Below are 18479 nucleotides of genomic sequence, written 5' to 3'. Positions count from 1 at the left end.
GCTCAACACGCAGACATCACGCCCATAGATGGGCGAAAAACCTGGCCGCGGCGGTGTCCGCGGCCCTGACCCTGACCCTGCTCCAGGCGGCCCCCGCGCTCGGCGACGACGACGCCCGGGAGCAGCGGCGGCCCAAGACCCAGGACGTGCCCTCCACCCCCGTGGTGGAGGAGGACGGCCAGGTCACCCCGCTCAAGCACCTCGCCGGGTACGGCAGTTCGCGGGCCCCGAAGGCGTCCTGGCCGAAGCCGGGCAGCGCCACCGTCGACCTGGACGGCACCCGTGCGCGCAGCGGCATCCGCGCGGGCGGGCTGCCCGTGCGCCTCGCCGCCCCCAAGTCCCGCTCTGCGAAAGCCGCTTCGCCGACCCGCGCCAAGGTAGACCTGCTCGGCCACACCGCCGCCCGCAAGGCGGGCATCGACGGCCTGCTCCTGAAGGTCACGCGTGCGGACGGCCGCACAGCCACGTCCGGCAAGGTCGGCGTCCAAGTCGACTACGCCTCCTTCGCCCAGGCCTACGGCGGCGACTGGGCGCAGCGCCTGCGCCTGGTCCAACTGCCCGCCTGTGCGCTGACCACGCCGAAGGTGCCCGCCTGCCAGACGGTCGCCCCGCTCGCCACGGACAACGACGTCCGCGCCCAGAAGCTCACCGCGGACGTGCCCGCCGCCGCAGGCGCCAAGGCACCCCTCCTAGCGGTCTCCGCCGCGCCGTCCGGCAGCTCCGGCTCCTACACCGCGACCTCCCTCGCGCCCTCGGCGTCCTGGCAGGTGGCGGCCCAGACCGGCGCGTTCACCTGGCAGTACCCGCTGCGCGTCCCGCCCGCGATCGCCGGCCCGTCCCCGCAGCTGGGCCTGGCCTACAACTCGGCGTCCACGGACGGCCGTACGGCCACCAGCAACAACCAGACGTCCTGGGCCGGCGAGGGCTTCGACCTCAGCGCCGGGTACATCGAGCGCGCGTACCGCTCCTGCACGGACGACGGGCACGACGAGGCCGGTTCGCAGAAGTACGACCTGTGCTGGCACTCCGACAACGCCACCATGAACTTCGGTGGCCGGGCAGGGGAGTTGGTCAAGAAGTCCGCGAACGAGTGGCGTCTGAAGCAGGACGACGGCACGATCGTCCAGCGGAAGACCGGCGGCTTCAACAACGACGACAACAACGAGTACTGGGTCGTCACCACCACCGACGGCACCCGCTACTACTTCGGCAAGGGCAAGCGCGAGGCCGCCGACACCGAGTTCACCGGCTCCTCCTGGGAGGTCCCGGTCTTCGGCGACGACAAGGACGAGCCCTGCCACAAGGACACCTTCAAGGAGTCCCGCTGCCAGCAGGCCTGGCGCTGGAACCTCGACTACGTCGTCGACGTGCACGGCAACACGATGACGTACTACTACGGCACCGAGACCAACAAGTACGACACCGTCCGCGGCGACAAGGTGGTCTCGTACGACCGCGGCGGCTACCTGAAGCGCATCGAGTACGGCGAGCAGGAGGGCAAGGAGAACTCCACCGCCGCGCCCTCCCGGGTCGTCTTCGACACCGCCGAACGCTGCAAGGGCGCCGCCGCCGACTGTGAGCCCGGCGACCTGAAGGAGTCCACCGCCACCCGCTGGCCGGACGTGCCGTTCGAGCAGATCTGCACCTCGGACACCGAGTGCAAGGACCAGTGGTCCCCGACCTTCTTCAGCCGCAAGCGCCTGTCGAAGGTCACCACCCAGGTCCTGGGCTCCGACGGCAAGACGTACACGGACGTCGACGTGTGGGAGCTGGCGCACAAGTACCAGAGCGCCGACACCACCCACTCCCCGGCGATGTGGCTGGAGTCCATCACCCACTCCGGCAAGGACGGCGCGAACAAGCTCCCGAAGGTCACCTTCTACGAGCGGCAGGACGCCAACCGCGTGGACACGGGCGCCGACGACCGTCTCCCGATGTACAAGTGGCGCATCCGGGCGATCCAGTCGGAGACCGGCGGCACGATCTCGGTCAACTACAAGCCCGCCGAGTGCACCCCGTCGAACCTCCCCACTCCGGAGACGAACACCAAGCGCTGCATGCCGTCCTTCTGGTCGAAGGAAGGAACCGTCGGGGAGAAGGAGGACTGGTTCCACAAGTTCGTCGTCGACACGGTGATCGAGGACGAGGTCACCATCACCGGCCCCAACAAGGTCACTTCCTACGACTACGCGGGCGCCGCCTGGGCCTTCGACGACAGCGAGCTCGTCAAGACGAAGAAGAAGACCTGGAACCAGTGGCGCGGCTTCCGAAAGGTGACCGTGAAGACAGGTGACGCGGACAGCAAGCAGCTGCGCACCGAGACCACCTTCCTCCAGGGCATGGACGGCGACCGCGAGAAGGGCTCCGGCGGCACCAAGTCCGTCTCGGTCACGGCCTCCGACGGCACCAAGGTCCGCGACGACGCCCGCCACCAGGGCTTCCAGCTGGAGCAGCGCACCTTCAACGGCGCCGACGAGATCTCCGGGACGGTCAGCACCCCCTGGAAGTCGGCCCCCACGGCGACGGAGGGCGCGGACGAGGCGACGTACGCCGCGGTCAAGTCCACGAAGACCCACACCGCGCTGGACGACGGCAAGGTCCGCCGGGCCGCGATCGAGCACTTCTACGACGCCTACGGCATGCTGGAGCGCTCCTCGGACTCGGGCGACCTGTCCGACCCGGACGACGACACCTGCACGACGAACACGTACAACCGCAACACCGACGCGAACCTGCTGACGCTGCTGAAGCGCGTGACGGTGGTTCCTGTGGGTTGCGACGACGGCCCCCCGTCCTACAAGGGCGAGGCGATCAGCGACGTCCGCACCTGGTACGACGACCCCGACACCTACGGCACCAAGCCCACCAAGGGCGACGTGGTGCGCAGCGAGAAGGTCAAGGGCTACGCGGACGACGGCACCCCGCAGTACGTGACGACCTCGACCGCCAAGTACGACACCCACGGCCGTGTCGTCGAGTCCGCCGACCAGCAGGGCAACGCGACGAAGACGGCGTACATCCCGACGACCGGCGGCCCGGTGACGGGCATGAAGGTCACGGACCCGGCGGGCAACTCGACGACCTCCACGGTGGACCCCGGTTGGGGCCTGGTCACCGCCACGGTCGACGCCAACAAGCAGCGCACCGACCTGCAGTACGACGCCCTCGGCCGCCTGCTGAAGGTCTGGCTCCCGGGCCGCGCGAAGGCTTCGGACACGCCGAGCCTGGAGTACGCGTACCTGGTCCGCAACGACGCGCCTGTGGTCACCACGACGAAGTCGCTGCTGCCCAACGGCTCGGTGGCCACCAGCCACCAGCTCAGTGACGGCCTGCTGAGGCCACGTCAGACGCAGACTCCGGCGGCGAACTCGGGTCGGGTGGTCACGACGACCGAGTACGACAGCCGGGGGCTGGGGGTCAGGAACATCGGCCCCTTCTACAACTCGGCGGTACCCTCGACGACCTTCGTGAACGTGGCCGAAGCCTCCGAGGGCACTCCCTCGGAGACCGAGATGGTGTACGACGCCGCGGGGCGTGCGACCGACACGATCTTCCGGGTGGCGGGCACGGAGAAGTGGAGGGCCAAGGCCTCGTACCACGGCGACCACATGACGGTCGACCCGCCCAAGGGTGACACCCCCACCTCCACCTACACCGATGCCCAGGGCAGGACCACGAAGCTCCTCCAGTTCAGGGGCGTTTCGCCCACAGGCGCCGCGGACATCACGAGCTACTCCTACGACAAGGCCGGTCGGCTCTCCGAGGTCAAGGACCCCGCCGGCAACGTCTGGTCGTACGAGTACGACGTGCGAGGCCGGCAGACCGTCGCGGTCGACCCGGACGAGGGCACCACGTGGATGACGTACGACGATCTGGACCGGCTGAAGACGGTCCGGAACGAGCGCAAGATCACTCTCACCTACAACTACGACAAGCTCGGCCGCCAGCGCTCGCTCTACAACGGCGAAACCAAGCTCACCAGCTGGGAGTACGACAGCGGTACCGTCCCCAACGGCAAGGGCCGCCTCGCCTCCGCCACCAAGTGGGTGGGGGACGACGCATACACCACGTCGGTCGACGCCTATGACGCGGCGGGCCGTCCGCTGAAGACCTCGGTCACCGTCCCGGCGTCTGAGGGCAAGCTCGCCGGTACCTACACGGCCGCCACCGCGTACAAGCCGAACGGCGCCATCGCGAGCACCGAGCTGCCGGCCGCCGGCGACCTGCCTGCGGAAACCGTCACCAATGGATACACGGCGACAGGTCTGCCGTCGTTCACCCTTGGCAACGGCACCGACTACGCCCGCGAGACCCGCTACTCCAACTACGGCGAGGTCCTGCAACTCACCCTCGGCACCTCCAGCGCCGACAAGTACACCTGGCTGACCAACACCTATGAGGAGGGCACTCGCCGACTGGAGCGCGCCCGGGTCGACCGGGAGATCGTCAAGACGCCGGACTCGGACATCACCTACGGCTACGACGCCTCCGGCAACGTCACGAAGCTCGCGGACGCGCCCGAAGGCAAGACCGCGGACGTCCAGTGCTTCGCCTATGACTACCTGCGCAGGCTGACCGACGCCTGGACCCAGATCGCAGCCACCTGCGCCCCCAGCGCCGGTGAGGCGACGATCGGGGGACCGGCTGCGTACCGGCACGCCTACGAGTACGACACCATGGGCAACCGCACGTCCGAGACGCGTTACGCGACCGGTACCGCGGGTGCGGCGGCCCTCACCCAGACGACGACGTACATCCCGAACGGCACGGGCAACCCGCATGCACATGCCGTGAAGTCGGCCGAGTCCCGCTCGGTGGGCGCGGGCAAGGACGAGAAGGCGACCCAGTCCTTCGAGTACGACGAGGTGGGCAACACCACTCGGCGCACCCGGCAGGCCACCGGGCTCTGGACCGCGGTGGACCAGTCCCTGGAGTGGGACGTCGAGGAGCGTCTCGCTGCCGTCACGCCGTATGCGAACGGCGTCAAGGACGAGGCGAACCGCACGTCCTTCGTCTACGACGCCCAGGGCAACCGACTGCTGCGCAAGGAGAAGGGCGCGGTCACCCTCTACCTCGGTGTCCAGGAGATCCGCCTGGACACGGCGAAGAACACACTCTCCGGTACCCGTTACTACGCCCACGGCGGTCAGCAGATCGCGGTGCGCACCGCAGCCGGGGTGACTTGGCTCGCCGGCGGGCAGAACGGGACGGCCGAGATCGCAGTACGTGCCTCCGACTCGGCGATCCAGCAGCGTCGCACGCTGCCCTTCGGCGAGGTGCGCGGATCGAACCCGAGCGCATGGCCGGGAGACAAGGCGTTCGTCGGAGGGACCGCCGACGACACCACCGGCCTGATCCACCTCGGGGCCCGTGACTACGACCCGGCGGCCGGCCGCTTCCTGTCGGCGGATCCGCTGCTGAACGTCAGCGATCCGCAGCATCTCAACGCCTACGCGTACGGGCGCAACAACCCGCTGGTCTTCCCGGACCCGACGGGCCTGTACTGGGGCGAGTCCTGGATCAGCCCGATCGGCCACGGGGCCCTCGACGTCGCGGGCCTGGTACCCGGCTTCGGTGAGCCCGCCGACCTGCTCAACGGCGTCTGGTACACGGCCGAGGGCAACTACATCGACGCCGGGTTGTCCTACGCCTCGGCGATTCCGATCGTCGGCTACGGCGCCAGCGCGGCCAAGGGAGCCAAGTACGTCAACAAGGCGGTCGACGCTGTGGACGTGGCCACCGACACGGCCAAGGCCGCGGACAAGACCAAGGATGCGGTCAAGCACGCCGACGACCTCACCCCACCGTCCACTCCGAAGCCCAAGGAGACCCCGAAACCCGCGCCTCCGGCCAAGGCCAAGGACGCTCCCGAGGCCAAGAAGGGCGATTCCGGCGGCAAGAAGAACGATGGCGCGGAGAAGAAGAGCGAAGGCGCCGAGAAGAAGACCGAGGACGCCGAGGCGCCTGCCGCACCCAAGGAAGAGGTGATGATCGACACCGGTACGGCCAGGGCACTGACGTCGGCCGACCGCGCGGTGGGCGATCAGGTCGCCGCGCAGATCGGAGACCGCGGGATGGTGATGACCCAGACCGCCGTGAACGAGTTCCAGGCCGCGGTGGCCCGGAACACGGCGAACGGCTTCGTCGGCCCGCAGGAGGCGGCCATGATCCAGACGCTGATGAGCAAGGTGCGGGTGGTGCCCGACAACGTGAGCGCGCGGGCTGCCAGTCTCAAACCCAGCAGAAGGGTCGGCGCGGACGACATCAAGATCTTCGGCACCGCCGACGCGATGGGCATCCCCATCTTCACCTCGGACGCCAAGTTCGTACGGGCGGCCGGAATCCAGGGCGTATCGTTCAACGCCATCGTCCACGCATCCGTGTCATGGATCGGAAAATGATCAGCGAAATGACAGATCTGGAACCTCATCTCGCCGAGGTGGTCGACCAGTTGCGGCTGGTGTTCCCCGTCGGCGTCCCGGAGGACGACGCGGACTACGGTCCCTTGCTCGTGATCCTCTCCGACCTATTGTCCGAGCGGAACCTCGGCGTGGTGGTGGAGGCGGCCTTCGGCCTCGACCGGCATGTGGTGCGCAACCAGGCGGCAGCGGCCCTGTCGATCCGGAAACCGCCTGCTCAACAGGTGGAGCAACTGAAGCAGCGCATGGTCGAGCGCGGTTGGTATCTGGAGGACGACGAGAGCTGAGAGCTTGAGGAGTCCGAGACCCGGGGGTGCCGGAGCGACCGGCCGGCCTCCCGGCTCGGAACTCGAGCGGGTGCTGTGCGAATGGCCGATTCCGACGTGAATGAAGCCGACCGGCGTCTTATGGGTCGCCTCGTCGAAGGCGAGATGGTGGCGGTCTTCCGCTGGGCGTCATCGTGGACCTGGGGCTGCCACGGGACGGCCTCGTCGATGTCCTCTACATCGACGACGACAATTACCAGGTGGGGGACCGCGTGTCCTGCTACCTGGACTGCTTCGACGAGATGAAGAACAAGTTCATCCTGAGACCCTCGGGACAGGTACCCCTCGCGGAACGCCTGCGCAGGGCCAGGGAGCGGCGAGATCACTCCTCCTGACCTGCGGACAGCGGTGATCGCCGGGAGCGCTTGTGACGAGCTTCCCGGTGATTGCCGTACGACGATGGGAGCTCGATTCCGAGTGGATGAAAAGAAGTTCGCGTGGTTCCTTGCTCCGGGGTTCGGCTTTCGCGGAGGCGGCGGCAGCGGCATCGGCCAGCAGCGCATGCAGACGGGATTGGCGCGGTGCGCCCCGGGGACGCGATCAAGGTGGAGCTGCCCAGCGGGCCGCATCGGCCGCTGGAACGGGTCTGAGCTGCGCCGGGCTCCCCATGTGACGTGGGGAGCCCGGGCGTTTTCCGTCGCCTACCAGATCGCCTCGACCCACTCCGGGTGGTCGATGAACGGGTTGCGGTTGTGCTGGTAGGTGTCGTAGATGACCTGGTTGCGGCGCTCCTCGAAGGCGCTCGGCGGGTCCGCCTCGTTCCAGGCCTTGAGGACGGAGAGCTTGCCCATGTACGGGTTGGAGCCGTTGCCGACCTTCTCGTTGGGCTCCAGGTCGGCGAAGCCGTCGTCACCCTCGTAGCGCACGGCCATGTAGAGGATCATGCGGGCCACGTCGCCCCGGTCCGCGGCGCGCGGCGCGAAGGAGTCGGAGTCGACGGTGGAGCCGCCGCCGTTGGTGACCGCGCTGCCGCCGTTGTCGAAGTCCAGGTTGCCGCGGGTGCTGTTGACCTGGACGTCACAGGCGCGCAGGTGGTGCAGGTCGGTGCCCGGGCCGACCACCTCGCCGAAGTCGCCGTGCGACTTGGCCCAGGTGTGCTCACGGTTCCAGTCGCCGACGTCACCGCCGTTGAGGGACTTGCTGCGCGAGACGCCGCTGTACAGGAGCAGGACGTTGCTGGTGTTGTTCGGGTCCTGGTCGGTGACCTTGAGCGCGTCCCAGACCGCGGAGTACGAGATCTTCGAGACGTTGGCGCTGATGATCGTGTGCAGGGACGACTTCAGGCTCGTGCCCGTCTTGCCGATCGCGTTCTTGTAGTACGTCGAGTCGTACGCCGTGGTCGTGGCGGCGGCCGGGGTCGCGGTGAGCGCCGGGGCGCAGAGGCCGGCCATGACGGCGGCCGTGGCCAGGGCCACCGACTTCCAGCGCCGTATGCGTGTCGCCAGCATAAAGGGGGTCCCATCTACGCGGGTTGAATGGAGGCGGCAAGCGAGAGAGTGACATGGACATGCGGCCCTGTAAATGGAATCTGCGTGTCCATTGGGTGACCGGGAACGGCAAATCGGCCCTTGTCTACGCGAGTTGACGTGCCAGAACGGCCCTCGACCGGATGGGCGGGGGCCGTTGAGGCCGTACTTCAGGTCCTGCGTCTGGCCGTACGTCAGGTCGTCAGCCGACGTCCGAGGGGTCGAGGCGGTAGATCGTCGACGTGGCGGAGTCGGAGGTCGACTCCGTCGTCGAAGTCGAGGCGTACTCGCTCGCCTTCACCGCCGTGCCGTATTTCTGCACCCAGCTGGTGATCTCCTGGTTGAGGCTGCTGTTGCCGCCCATGCCGCCACCGCCGAGCTGGATGTAGTGCAACTCGCCCTTCTTCACCAGCTCCTTGAGCTTGGCCAGGGTCATCGCCTGGTCGGAGCCGGTGAAGCCCCACATGGAGATGACGGGTTTGTGGGTGCTCAGGATCAGCTGGCCCGCGCTCTGCGAGTTGGAGACCGCGAGCAGCCACTTGGCGCCGTCCTGGTGCTTCTCCAGGTACGCGACCAGCGCGCTGTCGACGCTGCCGCCGCCCATGGGGCCGCCACCGCCGCCATCGCTACCGCCGAAGCCGCCGCTGCGAGCGCTGTCACCGCCCGGGAACTCCCCGTTCGCGCCGCCCGGTGCGCCACCGCCCTGCGGAAGCTCGCCGCCACCGCCACCGGGCTGCATCTGGCCATCGCCTCCGGGGAACTCCCCGCCCGCCTGACCGCTGCCCTGCCGGGCGCCGTCCGGCATGCCGCCGGGGCCACCTCCGTCGCCGCCCCGGCCGCCACCGGGCCCGCCCATGCCGTTCCCGGTCGACGGGCCCGCCGTGGGATTGGTGCCTCCCACGCCGCCGGAAGCGGAGTCGAAGGCCGGTGAGGCGGCGTACGCCGTCGGGCCGGCGAGGCCCGCCACGACCGCCGCGGCCAGGGACACGGCCAGCAGCCGGGCCCGGGTCCCGGAGCCCGCCGTACGGAAGACGAACAGGCCCACGATCGCGAGCGCCATGACCACGCCGACGACCGGCCACAGCCAGGTGTTCCAGCCGGTGGCCCGGCGCAGCAGCACGACCGCCCAGACGCCGGTGACCGCGAGGCCCGCGGGCAGCACCCACGACCAGCGGGCGTCGCCACCGCGGAAGGCGCGCCACAGCATCACGCCGCCGCCACCGGTGAGCGCCGCGATGCCCGGGGCGAGCGCGGTCGTGTAGTACGGGTGCATGGTGCCCTCGGCCAACGCGAAGGTCAGGTAGTGCAGCACCAGCCAGCCGCCCCACAGCACGAGCGCGGCCCGCGTCGGGTCGGTGCGCGGGGCCCGGCCGCGCAGCACCAGACCGGCGGCGAGCGCGAGGAAGGCGAAGGGGATCAGCCAGGAGATCTGGCCGCCGAGGACGTCGTTGAACATCCGCCCGATGCCCGCGGTGCCGGCGAAGGTGCCACCCCCGCTGCCTCCCCCGCCGTTGCCCTCGCCGCCGAGGACCCGGCCCAGGCCGTTGTAGCCCATGATCAGGTCCCAGGCGGAGCCGTCGGTCGAACCGCCGATGTACGGCCGGTCGTCGGCCGGGACCAGCGAGACGGCCGCGGCCCACCAGAAGCTGGCGACGGCCAGCGCGACGGCGGCCAGGGCCAGGTTGACGGCCTTCTTCCGCCAGCCGGGCTTCGAGGCGTACACGTACACGGCGAAGACGGCGGGCAGCGCGATGTAGCCCTGGAGCATCTTGGTGTTGAAGGCGAGCCCGAACAGGACCGCGGAGCCGATGAGCGGCAGCAGCCGGTCGGTGCGCACGGCGCGCAGCGCGAGGGCCGCGCCGCCGACCATCAGCAGGACGAGGATCGTGTCGGGGTTGTTGTCACGGTTGATCGCGACCGTGATCGGGGTGAGCGCGAGGACCAGCGCGGCGGTCGCGGCGGCGGCGTGCCCGAAGGCCCGCTTCACGGAGCTGTGCAGGATCCAGATCGTGCCGAGCGCGGCGGCGATCTCGGGCGCCATCATCTGCCAGGTGCCGAAGCCGAGGACGCGGCACGACAGGCCCATGACCATGAGGGCGAACGGCGGCTTGTCGACGGTGATGAAGTTGCCCGCGTCGAGCGAGCCGAAGAACCACGCCTTCCAGCTCTGCGTACCGCTGTAGACCGCCGCGCTGTAGAAGCTGTTCAGGCTGCTGCCGGACAGGTTCCAGGCGTACAGGACGCCGGCCAGGACCAGGATCGCGAGCAGCGCGGGCAGTGACCAGCGGGGGGCTTTGTCCGGAGGCGCCGCCGGTGGGCCGGGTGGCGGCCGGTCGGGAGAAACGGCCGTGGTCTCGGGGTGGGGGTGTGGATCGGTGGCAGATGTCACCCGAGCATGGTGCGGAGCCGGGGTGGGTGCGGGCTGTGCCGTACCTGGGCCCTGCCTGTGAACTCTTCCTAGTGTGCTGCGTCACTTTCGAACACGCATGCAACCTTTCACTCCCGTCCGTGAGTCAAGAGGGCATGACTCACGGCATATCCAGACGCGCCAGATGGGTGGCGGGGGGCGCGCTCGTCGCGTGTGTGGCCGCAGCCGCCCCCGCCACCGCCGCCACGGCCCCGACCGTCAGCTGTACGTCGTCCAAGGCGGGCCTCGCCGACAAGCTGAAGCGGGACATCACCTCGGCCCTCGCCAACCGCAAGGGCACGATCGCCGTCGGCCTCTACGACCGCAGCACCAAGACGACCTGCACCCTGCGCGCTTCGTCGGCCTACGACTCCGCGAGCGTCGTCAAGGTCACCGTCCTCGCCACGCTGCTGTGGGACGCGAAGCTGCACAACCGCTACCTCACCGACCGCGAGACCACCCTCGCCAAGGCCATGATCACCAAGTCGGACAACAGCGCCACCAGCACCCTGTGGAAGCAGCTGGGCCTGACGAAGATCAAGGGCTTCCTGAGCGCGGCCGGCATGACCCAGACCAAGCCCGGCGCCGACGGCTACTGGGGCCTGACCCAGATCACGGTCACCGACGAGCAGAAGCTGCTCAAGCTGATCACCGCGTCGAACACGGTCCTGAGCGACAACTCCCGCACGTACATCCGCAAGTTGATGAGCCAGGTCATCTCCTCGCAGCGCTGGGGCACCCCGTACGGCGCCCCCTCCGACGTCAGCGTGCACGTCAAGAACGGCTGGCTGCAGCGTTCCACGCACGGCTGGCGCGTCCACAGCGTCGGCACCTTCAAGGGCGGCGGCCACGACTACATGATCACGGTGCTCACGCACGACAACAGCACCATGAACTACGGCATCACGACCATCCAGGGCGTCGCCAAGGTCATCCACAGGGACCTCGCCGCGAGCTGACCGCACCCGGAGGCGCGCGGGTTACTCTGGGCGTGGTGGTTCCGGCCGCCTCCGGGTCCGCGGGCAGGGCTGCAAGCCCACCGGTGCACCGCGATGATCGACCACCGGTCTTTCCTGCCCGACGTCGCGGACCCGCGGGCGTGAGGAAGGACTACGGTGTCCGATCGCTCCCGCTCCCTGCCCGGCCGCCCGAGCCTGCGGTATCTGAAGATCGAGGCCAAACGCCGGTTGCGTGCCGGTGAGTTCACCACCCTGGACGAGGCGCAGCTGGCGATCGCCCGCGAGCACGGAGCGCCGAGCTGGGCGGCGCTCAAGCGGCTCGTCGAGAACCGTGCCACTCCCGGGCGACGACACGCGAGCCGGCAACTGCGGTGGATCGCCGCACGGTTCGCGGACGCCGACGCACCCGCCTGGCACGCGCCCGCCGAGGAGGAGCTGCGCGAGCACTTCCACGAGCAGCTCCTCGAAGCGACGCCGCCCGAGGAACTGCTGCCGAGGCTCATGAAGCTCGCGCCGCGTCTGCGCGGCCCCCGCACCGGCGCCCTCGCTCTCGTCGAGGACACCCCCACCCACGCCCTGGCCCGGCTCGACTCCGCCGACCTGGCGGCGGTCACCCAGCTGCAGGCCGTCGTCGAGCGCACCCCGCCGTACCGGCTGGTGGAGCTCCGCGTCCACCCCACCGCCGAGATCGACGACCCACGGCTGACCGCGCCGGGCACCCGTACCGAAGGCCGGGTCCCCACGCCGGCCTCGGAGGTGGCGGAGCAGGCCTTCGCCGAACTCGGGCTGCCGGGGCTGGCGTTGGCGGCCGCCGACCCGCGGGGCACGGTCTGGGCCCTCGCCCGCGGCTGGTCCGTCCTCGATCCGGTCGAGCCGCTGACGACCCGGCACCACTTCCCCGCCGGCTCCGTCACCACGCTGGTGACGGCCACCGCCGTGCTGCGCCTGGTCGCCGACGGCCGCGTCGGCCTGGACGACCCCGCCGACCGGCACCTGCACACCGTCCGCCTCGCGGACCCCGCCATCACCGTCCGGGAGCTGCTCGGCCACACCGGCGGCGTGGACACCCCGTCCGAACGGCTCACCGACCAAGTGCCGGACCCCCTCGCCCTGTTCGGCCCGGTCATCCCCTGCGGTGGACCGCGAGGCCGGCACGCGCACAGCGACGCGGGCTACGCCGCGCTCGGTCTGCTCGTCGAGAACCTCACCGGATCGCCCTTCCCGCAGGCCGCCGCCGACCTCGTACTGCGGCCCCTGGGCATGACCGACTCCTTCTTCCCGGCCCACCGGCCCGCCGCGTCCGGCGAGACGCACACGGTCACCGGGTACGTCGCCTTCGAGGACGGCACCCTCATCCCCGTACGGGGACGGGTGAGCACCATGACCGCCGCGGCCGGCCTGTGGACGACGGCACCCGACCTGGTGCGCTTCGGCCTCGGCTGGCACACCCTCCTCCCCGACGATCTGGCGCGCCAGGCCCTCACCCCGCAGACCGCCCTCCCCGGCGCGGGCCACGCCGGCCTGGGCTGGGAGCTGGACCCGAGCGGGGAGGTCGCGGGACACACCGGCCACCTCCCCGGCGCCTCCGCCTCCCTCGCCGTCCACCTGCGCGACCGGCGGGTCCACGTCGCCCTGACCAACCGGAGCACGCCCCTCGAACCGGTCAACGGCCGCATCCTGCGCGCCCTCGGCTGAGAGTCTGTGGCGCCACCGGAGCCGGGTTCGCACGGCTCGGCAGTGGTGTGCGGTTCGGCGGGCTCGTGCGGTCTGGCGGGCTCGTGCGGTTCGGCAGATCTGCACACCTGCCGGACTCCCGCCCGTCACCGACCCGCCCTACGGTGGCGCCCATGCGCCTGAGAACCGTACTCGCGACCACCACCGCGGCCCTGGCGGCGACCACCTGTCTGTCCGCCGCCGGGCCCGCCAACGCCTCGACCACCCACGCCTGTTCGCCCTCCGTGTCCATCGACCGCTTCTCCGACGCGCTCGACAAGACGTCGTACGACGGGACGTTCGTCGGGAACTTCTCCGCGCTGGCGGTGGACCGGGACGGCTCGCTCGCGGCCCTCTCCGACCGGTCGTCGCTGTTCTCGCTGGACGCGAGGGCCCTCGCCCCGAGGGGTGTGGTGGCGCTCGCCGACGAGAACGGCGCCGCCCTCGACTCCGAGGGCCTGGTGATCGACCGGGACGGCACCCGGCTGGTGACGTCGGAGACGGAGCCGTCCGTACGCCGGTACAGCGCGGACGGCCGCATCCTCGACCGCCTGCCGGTGCCGGACGCGCTGCGGGTGGCACCGGCGGGGCGGGCGGTCTCCAACGGCACGTTCGAGGGGCTGACCTGGTACCGCGGGGGCCGGTCCTTGCTGGCGTCGATGGAGTACGCGCTGTCCGGTGACACCTCGGGCGCGGTCCGCTTCCAGACCTGGCGCCGGGCCGGTGCGGGCTTCGCCCTGTCGACCCAGTACGCCTACCGGCCCGACCCCGGCCTCGGCGTCCCCGAGGTCCAGTCCCTCCCCGACGGCCGCCTCCTCGTCCTGGAACGCGGCTTCACCTCCGGCGTCGGCAACACGGTCCGCCTCTACCTGGCCGACCCGCGCCACGCGACGGACACGAGCGGGGTGGAGAACCTGACGGGCCAGGACGGCGTACGGCTGGTGAGGAAGACCCTCCTCACGGACATCGCCACCTGCCCCACCCTCGGCGCCACCGCCAAGCAGCCCCAGCCGAACCCGCTGCTCGACAACATCGAGGGCATGACGATCACGGGCCGTGGCAAGGGAGCGTGGAAGGTGCTCCTGGTCAGCGACGACAACCAGAACGCGGTGCAGACGACGCGGTTCTACTACCTCAGCGTCAGGCCCGCGCGCTGACGGGCCCGCACCGGCCGACCAGGAGTCACCAGGGAATCGGCCTCATCCTGCTCAGCGCCACCAGGAGGAAGATCGCGAGGGGCACGAGCACGAGGAGGACGAACCCCGCGAGGGCCTTCATCCACCCCGGTGTCCTGCCCCGGGGGCCTTCGGTCGACATGCGCACACCGTAGCCCCCGCGACACCGCCCGCCTCCGCACTCGGACGCCGCCCCGTCCCCTCCGAAATATTGCGGCGGGATGAAATCCCCGCCCTTCCGCGTTGTCCCCTTCCGGCACACCAGCAGAGTGGAGGACGGGCACGTGAGGCAGCGGGGATGGGCACGGCGGCTGGCCGGATACGCCTGGCGGTATCCGAAGGACGTCGTCCTGGCCCTCGGGTCGAGTCTCGCCGGTATGGCCGTGATGGCTCTCGTGCCGTTGGTCACGAAGGTGATCATCGACGACGTCATCGGTGATCACAGCCGGGACATGGCCCCCTGGGCGGGGATGCTGATCGGCGCCGCCGTGCTCGTGTACGTCCTCACCTACATCCGCCGCTACTACGGCGGCCGACTCGCCCTCGACGTCCAGCACGACCTGCGGACCGAGATGTACGGCACGATCACGCGGCTCGACGGGCGGCGGCAGGACGAGCTGTCCACCGGGCAGGTCGTGGGGCGGGCCACCAGCGATCTCCAGCTGATCCAGGGGCTTCTCTTCATGCTGCCGATGACCATCGGCAACTTCGCCCTGTTCCTGATCTCCCTGGTCGTCATGGCCTGGCTGTCCATTCCGCTGACCCTCGTCGCCCTCGCGGTCGCGCCCGCCCTCGCCTGGATCGCGAAACGTTCCCGCAGCAAGCTGCACCCCGCCACCTGGTACGCGCAGGCCCAGGCCGCCGCCGTCGCCGGGGTGGTCGACGGTGCCGTGGGCGGTGTGCGGGTGGTCAAGGGGTTCGGGCAGGAGGAGCAGGAGACCGGGAAGCTCAGGGAGGTCGGGCGGCGGCTCTTCGCGGGGCGGCTGCGGACCATCCGGTTCAACTCCAAGTTCACCCCGGCGCTCCAGGCGGTCCCCGCCCTCGGGCAGGTCGCCATGCTCGCCCTCGGTGGCTGGCTGGCCGTACGCGGGCACATCACCCTCGGTACCTTCGTCGCCTTCTCGACCTACCTCGCCCAGCTCGTCGGGCCGGTCCGCATGCTCGCCATGGTCCTCACCGTCGCGCAGCAGGCCCGCGCCGGCACCGAACGCGTCCTGGAGCTGATCGACACCGAGCCGTCCATGAAGGACGGGCGCAAGGAGCTGCCCGCCGACGCGCCGGCGACCGTCGAGTTCGACGACGTGTCCTTCGGGTACGAGGACGAGCGCCCTGTCCTCCAGGGGCTCTCCTTCGAGATCCGGCCCGGTGAGACCCTCGCCGTCGTCGGCTCCTCCGGCTCCGGCAAGTCCACCGTCTCCCTCCTCCTGCCGCGCTTCTACGACGTCACGCACGGCGCCGTCCTCGTCGGCGGCCACGACGTCCGCGAGCTGACCCTCGACTCGCTGCGGGCCGCCATCGGGCTCGTCCCCGAGGACTCCTTCCTCTTCTCGGACACCGTCCGCAACAACATCGCGTACGGCCGCCCCGACGCCACCGACGCGGACATCCACAAAGCCGCCCGCGCCGCCCAGGCCGACCGGTTCATCAGCGAGCTGCCCGCGGGCTACGACACCAAGGTCGGCGAGCACGGCCTCACCCTCTCCGGCGGCCAGCGTCAGCGCATCGCGCTCGCCCGCGCGATCCTCACCGACCCCCGCCTCCTCGTCCTCGACGACGCCACCTCCGCCGTGGACGCCCGCGTCGAGCACGAGATCCACGAGGCGCTGAAGCAGGTCATGGAGGGGCGGACCACGCTGCTCATCGCGCACCGGCGTTCCACCCTCAACCTCGCCGACCGCATCGCCGTCCTCGACGAGGGGCGGCTCGCCGCCATCGGCACCCACGCCGAGCTGGAGAAGCGCTCCGCCCTCTACCGGCGGCTGCTCACCGACCCCGACGAGCTCGGCGGCGTCTCACCCGGCCACGCCCAGCCCCTCGCCCCCGCCGAGGACACCTCCGTACGCGACGAACTGGACGCCGAGTTCGACGCCGAGCGCGGCGTGACCCCGCGGCTGTGGACCGGCGACCGGGAGCGCAAGGACGTCGCGCTGTCCGGCACCCCGGCCACGCCCGAGCTGCTCGCCCAGGTGGCGGCGCTGCCGCCGGCGACCGACACCCCGGACATCGACGAGGCGCGGGCGGTCAGGCCGGAGGAGTCGTACGGCCTGCGCAGGCTGCTGCGCGGGTTCGGCGCCCCGCTCCTCATCAGCCTCGGGCTCGTCGCCGTCGACGCCGGCATGGGGCTGCTGCTGCCGATCCTGATCCGGCACGGCATCGACAGCGGCGTCAGCGAGGCGGCCCTCGGCGCGGTGTGGGCGGCGTCGCTGCTCGGGCTGGTCACGGTCGGCGTGCAGTGGGCGGCGCAGGTCGGTGAGACGCGGATGACCGGGCGAACCGGCGAGCGGGTGCTCTACTCGCTCCGGCTGAAGATCTTCGCGCAGCTCCAGCGGCTCGGACTCGACTACTACGAGCGCGAGTTGACCGGCCGGATCATGACCCGCATGACGACCGACGTCGACGCGCTGTCGACCTTCCTGCAGACCGGCCTGGTCACCGCCTTCGTCTCCGTCGTCACCTTCTTCGGCATCATGGTCGCCCTGCTCGTCCTCGACGTGCAGCTGGCCCTGGTCGTGTTCGTGACGCTGCCGCCGCTGATCGTCGCCACGTACTTCTTCCGCAAGGCGAGCGTGAAGGCGTACGAACTCGCCCGTGAGCGGGTGTCGGTGGTCAACGCCGACCTCCAGGAGTCCGTCGCCGGGCTCAGGATCGTGCAGGCCTTCCGGCGCGAGCGGGACGGCGGGGCGCGGTTCGCGGAGCGCAGCGACAGCTACCGGCAGGCGCGTACCCGGGGGCAGTGGCTGATCTCGGTCTACTTCCCCTTCGTGCAGCTGCTGTCGTCGGTCGCCGCCGCGGCCGTCCTCGTCGCGGGCGCCGGACGGATCGACGACGCGACCCTCACCACCGGCGCGCTGGTCGCCTACCTCCTCTACATCGACCTGTTCTTCGCGCCCGTGCAGCAGCTCTCCCAGGTCTTCGACGGCTACCAGCAGGCCACCGTCTCCCTCGGCCGCATCCAGGAACTGCTCCAGGAGCCGACCTCGACGAAGGCCGCCGACGAGCCGCTCGAAGTGCTCTCCCTGCGTGGCGAGATCGCCTTCGAGGACGTCCGCTTCGCTTACGGCGACGACGAGGAGGCCATCGGCGGGATCGACCTGCGCATCCCCGCCGGGCAGACCGTCGCGTTCGTCGGCGAGACCGGCGCCGGCAAGTCGACCGTGGTGAAGCTGGTGGCGCGGTTCTACGACCCGACCGGCGGCCGGGTCACCGTCGACGGCACGGATCTGCGGGACCTCGACCTCACCTCGTACCGGCACCGGCTCGGGGTCGTCCCGCAGGAGGCGTACCTCTTCCCGGGCACCGTCCGCGACGCCATCGCCTACGGCCGCCCGGACGCCACCGACGCCGAGGTGGAGGCGGCGGCCCGCGCGGTCGGCGCGCACGAGATGATCGCCACCCTCGACGGCGGCTACCTCCACGAGGTAGCCGAGCGCGGCCGCAACCTCTCGGCCGGCCAGCGCCAGCTGATCGCGCTGGCCCGCGCGGAACTCGTCGACCCCGACATCCTGCTCCTCGACGAGGCGACGGCCGCCCTGGACCTGGCCACCGAGGCCCAGGTCAACCAGGCCACCGACCGCCTCGCGGGCCGCCGCACGACCCTCGTCGTCGCGCACCGCCTGACGACCGCGGCGCGCGCGGACCGGGTGGTCGTGATGGATCACGGGCGGGTCGCGGAGGACGGTACGCACGCGGAGTTGCTGGCACTGGGCGGGCGGTACGCCGAGTTGTGGCGGACCTTCGTGGGGGAGGACGCCCCGGTGGTCGCGTGATGGCCTGATCCCGTGACGGTCGTGCAAC

General features: G+C 70.5%; 10 protein-coding genes. 7 read left to right on the top strand and 3 right to left on the bottom strand.

Annotated elements, in window-relative coordinates:
* The first annotated feature begins 53 nt into the window (after window positions 1-53).
* The 3 genes from CRP56_RS15620 to CRP56_RS15610 all read left to right on the top strand — a co-directional run bounded on the left by CRP56_RS15620 (window position 54) and on the right by CRP56_RS15610 (window position 7080).
* On the top strand, window positions 54-6401 hold the full coding sequence (locus tag CRP56_RS15620; protein WP_257040792.1) for an RHS repeat-associated core domain-containing protein: 6348 nt from the start codon (window positions 54-56) through the stop codon (window positions 6399-6401).
* Entirely contained in the window at window positions 6398-6706 is a 309-nt protein-coding gene (locus CRP56_RS15615) for a DUF3349 domain-containing protein (protein WP_179851028.1), read from the top strand. The genes CRP56_RS15620 and CRP56_RS15615 overlap by 4 nt, the downstream gene beginning before the upstream one ends.
* Before the next feature lie 173 nt (window positions 6707-6879).
* A complete protein-coding gene (locus CRP56_RS15610; protein WP_097264423.1) occupies window positions 6880-7080 on the top strand; it encodes a hypothetical protein in 201 nt (66 codons plus the stop codon).
* Window positions 7081-7386: 306 nt separating this feature from the next.
* Here CRP56_RS15610 and CRP56_RS15605 read toward each other — a convergent pair whose 3' ends face one another.
* Together CRP56_RS15605 and CRP56_RS15600 are read right to left on the bottom strand one after the other, a co-directional pair.
* Entirely contained in the window at window positions 7387-8193 is an 807-nt protein-coding gene (locus tag CRP56_RS15605) for an endonuclease I family protein (RefSeq protein WP_059191943.1), read from the bottom strand.
* Window positions 8194-8413: 220 nt separating this feature from the next.
* Window positions 8414-10600: a glycosyltransferase family 39 protein gene (locus CRP56_RS15600; RefSeq protein WP_097264421.1), complete on the bottom strand. Its 2187-nt coding sequence runs from the start codon at window positions 10598-10600 to the stop codon at window positions 8414-8416.
* Between the two features lie 134 nt (window positions 10601-10734).
* Here CRP56_RS15600 and CRP56_RS15595 point away from each other — a divergent pair, with 134 nt between their 5' ends.
* From CRP56_RS15595 to CRP56_RS15585, 3 genes are all read left to right on the top strand, one after another.
* Entirely contained in the window at window positions 10735-11577 is an 843-nt protein-coding gene (locus CRP56_RS15595; RefSeq protein ID WP_097264418.1) for a serine hydrolase, read from the top strand.
* Window positions 11578-11733: 156 nt separating this feature from the next.
* Window positions 11734-13272: a serine hydrolase domain-containing protein gene (locus CRP56_RS15590; RefSeq protein WP_097264416.1), complete on the top strand. Its 1539-nt coding sequence runs from the start codon at window positions 11734-11736 to the stop codon at window positions 13270-13272.
* A gap of 152 nt (window positions 13273-13424) precedes the next feature.
* On the top strand, window positions 13425-14447 hold the full coding sequence (locus CRP56_RS15585; RefSeq protein WP_097264414.1) for an esterase-like activity of phytase family protein: 1023 nt from the start codon (window positions 13425-13427) through the stop codon (window positions 14445-14447).
* A gap of 25 nt (window positions 14448-14472) precedes the next feature.
* Here the strand turns inward: CRP56_RS15585 and CRP56_RS48375 are convergent, their stop codons facing one another.
* Window positions 14473-14607, bottom strand: coding sequence for a hypothetical protein (locus CRP56_RS48375; RefSeq protein ID WP_257040791.1), 135 nt, complete (start codon window positions 14605-14607; stop codon window positions 14473-14475).
* A gap of 142 nt (window positions 14608-14749) precedes the next feature.
* On the opposite strand from CRP56_RS48375, the gene CRP56_RS15580 reads away from it, so the two are divergent.
* A complete protein-coding gene (locus CRP56_RS15580) occupies window positions 14750-18451 on the top strand; it encodes an ABC transporter ATP-binding protein (protein ID WP_373559647.1) in 3702 nt (1233 codons plus the stop codon).
* The last annotated feature ends 28 nt before the right edge of the window (window positions 18452-18479 follow it).

The organism is Streptomyces sp. TLI_55 (genome assembly GCF_900206255.1).
GTDB lineage: Bacteria > Actinomycetota > Actinomycetes > Streptomycetales > Streptomycetaceae > Streptomyces > Streptomyces aquilus.
This window is presented reverse-complemented; position numbering and strand designations above follow the sequence as displayed.